3 protein-coding genes and 1 pseudogene are annotated in these 3604 nt (G+C 61.3%); all 4 read right to left on the bottom strand.

What is annotated here, in order from left to right; all coding sequences use genetic code 11:
• Positions 1–146, bottom strand: a pseudogene (locus RUMESO_RS24855) (IS256 family transposase); the annotation flags it as partial.
• Between the two features lie 712 nt (positions 147–858).
• Positions 859–1944 carry a Gfo/Idh/MocA family protein gene (locus RUMESO_RS02255; RefSeq protein ID WP_051520934.1) on the bottom strand — a complete coding sequence of 362 codons (1086 nt, stop codon included), beginning with the start codon at positions 1942–1944 and terminating at the stop codon, positions 859–861.
• Positions 1944–3095: a Gfo/Idh/MocA family protein gene (locus tag RUMESO_RS02250; RefSeq protein ID WP_156362628.1), complete on the bottom strand. Its 1152-nt coding sequence runs from the start codon at positions 3093–3095 to the stop codon at positions 1944–1946. Before RUMESO_RS02250 ends, RUMESO_RS02255 begins: the two co-directional genes overlap by 1 nt.
• A 221-nt stretch (positions 3096–3316) precedes the next feature.
• On the bottom strand, positions 3317–3604 hold a 288-nt coding region (locus RUMESO_RS02245; protein WP_037277784.1), incomplete at its 5' end, for an integrase core domain-containing protein.

Raw genomic sequence — 3604 nt, 5'->3', positions numbered from 1 at the left:
CTGCGCTCGTATCGTCCTGCTCCGATCAGTCCCTCCACGTCGGCCTCCATGAGGATCTGGAGAACCGTCTCGGCGAGGGAGCGGAGAAAGTTGCCATCATCGGCCTTTTGCAGCGCCTCCATCAGCGCCATCCTGTCGTCGGTCATCGGGTCCTCGTGGCTCAGGGTGAAGTCGGACAACTCCACCTTAGCCGCACATCCCGATGGCCACCCCGCCTACACCGGAAAGTCCACCACCTCCGTGGACGCTACCTTTGGACCATCTACTTCACCTCTCGAGGATACCGATCAGATCATCTTTGCCCGAACACCGTTAACCGTATCATATCAATCGTCGCCCACTTAGAACTTTGATGCTCGAACCTCGGGTTAATGCTGTCAGGAAAGCTGGGTTCAGGCAGGAAGGGAACCGACCAAGGGCCCGCCATCTGGCCTGCAGTCGTTCCTGCCCTACGTGCCCGCGAAGCCTGGAGAGGCGATGTGCGGACGCTCACCATTCTTGCATGCACGGTGGCCTGGACGGCCGGATCAGCGCGTTCCTCGTCCACTCGGCCCGGACTCTGGGTGACCTTGCCTGATCCGCAGCACATCCGGACACGACCCAAGCCGGACGAGCTCGGTGTCACCAAGCATTGCAACGGAGGCCATTCATGAGGCCAAGAAGGGGGCCGTCGAGGACGGACTTCCTTTGGCACGGCCCGACGACGGCAGAACCGGTGCTAGGCTATCTCGTGCCGGCCGATGATGGGTGGTCGACAGAAGTCACTGGACATCGAGATGCATGACTGGCCTCGACGACAGCCCGATGATGGCGAGCGGCACGGGCGCAAATGGTCACGATATCGTAGACTTCGGACCCCTACGGCATCAGCTCCGATTGAGCGCGAGAGCTGTTTCCGATCGTCCTCGCCTGATCGATGACTCGGGCGACCTCAAGCGAAAGATCCAGCGGCACCACGCCACTCTCCTTCGTTCCCGACTCCACGAGGGCCACGAAGTGATCAAGCAACGGCCGATACTGGCTTCCACCATAGGATTGGTGCTCACGTCGGCCATCGAATAGCCGCTGTTGCACCCGACGAGCGAGAGGAACGGAGCGCAATCTCATCTTCAGCCGTTGCTTGAACGGAGGAGTCCCGACAGCTCCCGCTTGCGAGGCCCCCATTGAACGTCTGATCGTGATCCACTCAGACCCTAGTAGTGGCGCCTCGAGGGTCACCGACCCCTCCGACCCCGAAATGACCGCAGTATTGGATAGCAGCACCGCAGCGGAAACGGCGAGTTGCGAGTGAGCGCCCGACGCATGAACGAGTTGCAAGCTGGCATGGGCATCCTCTTGCCCCTCCTCTCCGATGATCGTCGCCGCGACCACGGATTGAACGGGGCCGAGCAACTTCACCGCAAGCGAGACAGGATAGACCGCGCGGTCGAGAAGAACGCCGCCTCTGGCAACTTGGGCACCGCTTCGCGGCACTGGATAGCCGAAGGACGCGGTCAAATGCGCAGGCCGGCCGATCCGCCCCGACCCGACGATTTCCTCCGCCTGCCCGTAGGCAGGTAGGAGCAGGGTCCAGACTGCCTCCATGAACAGGTTCTTGCTGCGGCGGGCGGCCTCCACAACCGACCGCGCTTCCGTAAAGGACGAAGCGAACGGCTTCTCGCATAGCACCGATTTTCCTGCTTCCAGGGCGGCCAAGCTCAAGCGAGCATGAGAGGACGTCTCAGTTGCGATATACACGATGTCAATGTCATCGCGGGCGAGCAGTGACTCGACATCTCCATAGGCGTGGCCGATCCCGAAGGACGCTGCGAAGCTCTGGGCGCGTTCGACTCCGCCCGATGGCGACGCAACCCCAGCGACGGTCAGGGCGGGCAGGCTCGCGACGGCACCCATCATGGTGGAAGCCATGCGTCCCGTACCCAAGACACCCAACCGCAGCCCCATCAAGGCACCGCTCCCGCGACCTTACCGCACTTTGCCCACGGCATGGGATCCATTGCCGGGCAAGTGGTGATCATGTTCTGCGCTCCCGTCGAGGTCCCCGAGTTCTGGATGGCGAGGGTAACTTCCGTGAGGTGCAGTGCGAAATCCGCGTCCAGCCTGCTCGGTCTCCCTGTCTTGATCGCCGAGAGAACCTCGGCCGGTCCGAGAGCGAAATTCATCGAGGCGGCATGTCGATGGCCGACGATCGGATGAGTGGGCCCGCGCAATATCACGCGACGCGCGATCGGACTGTTGATCAACCTCCCCCGGATCACATGGCGGCGGCGCACCCGCACCGGGGCAACATTGTTCCAGCACTCAGCGACTTCCAATACGCCGCGGTCGCCGAAGACGCGCAGACTATGGTCATGCGGCGCAACGATGCTGCATGTCAGCCTCGCAACCACGCCGGATTCGAAGACCAGCGTGGCATTCGAGAAGTCTGGCGCACTGCCGTCAGGAGTCTTGCACGGGACCACCTCGACCGCGCAGGACACGACTGTTCTGACACTGCCAAACATGGCCATCAGCCACGTAAGGTAATATCCTGCATGCTCCAGAGTGCATCCGACCTTGAACTCGTCTCTGTACGGCCACGGTGCCCCGGACTCGCTCTTCCACCGCTCATAAGGCGCAAGCGGCACGAAATCGTCGTCGAGTTCCGCATAAACAAGTAGCGGCTTCCCGATTTCGCCATTTCTCAGGGCCAGCCACGCCGTCTGGGCCGCCTTCCCGAGCACGCTGCACGGAGCCGAGGTGATGAGAAGAGCCTTGGCCTTGGCCAAGGCATGGAGATCCAACGCCTGATCCAAGGTGGTCGCCAATGGCTTCTCGGAGTAGACGGACCTCCCAGCCTCAAGGCAATGCTTGCTGACAGCGAAATGGGAGTGTGGATTCGTAAGATTGAGGACCAGATCTACGGAGCCGGCTCGGTCATTGAGAGCGTCATCAAGGCTCGTCGCCGCCGGAACGTTCCAATACGAACTGAATGCGCCTAAGCGAGCTTCGTTCGTATCGTAGGCCTTGGCGACAGTGATATCGGGATAGGCTCTAAGTGACCTCATATAGAGATCGGCTGCGTACCCGGTGCCAACAATTGCTACCTTACCCACCGCATCAAGCCACTGAGTAGATCGAGCCCACAGAGTATTGCAGGCTTCGGTGCGGTTGGGAACCTACTTTGTTGGCAAGGACTGCGCCCCGGTGACTTGGCCTGGCCCAGGCATGGACCGCCCTATCGAAACCCTGAATCACGCGCAACGGCGTGCCTTGTGAGGTGGCTCGGTTTGTCTGAACAGCTTCCGGGCTTCCGCTAAGTGGATCTCCGCGTTGGTTACGCCGCCGCCGGGATTGGCATTGGCTGGTCATACGCTTGGTCGGGCGTCTGCCCGCCAAGCGATGAATGCGGCCTCGTTCTGTTGTAGAAGCCAAAGTAGCGGCTGATCGAGGCTCTGGCCTCGGAGACCCCGGTGTAGGCTCGCAGGTAGACTTCCTCGTATTTGACCGTTCGCCAGAGCCGCTCGACGAAGACGTTGTCACGCCAGGCGCCCTTGCCATCCATGCTGATCGCGATCTCGGCCGCCTTCAGCACCTTGATGAACTCGGTGCTGGTGAACTGGCT

This window comes from Rubellimicrobium mesophilum DSM 19309, assembly GCF_000600335.2.
Classification (GTDB): domain Bacteria; phylum Pseudomonadota; class Alphaproteobacteria; order Rhodobacterales; family Rhodobacteraceae; genus Rubellimicrobium; species Rubellimicrobium mesophilum.
This window is presented reverse-complemented; position numbering and strand designations above follow the sequence as displayed.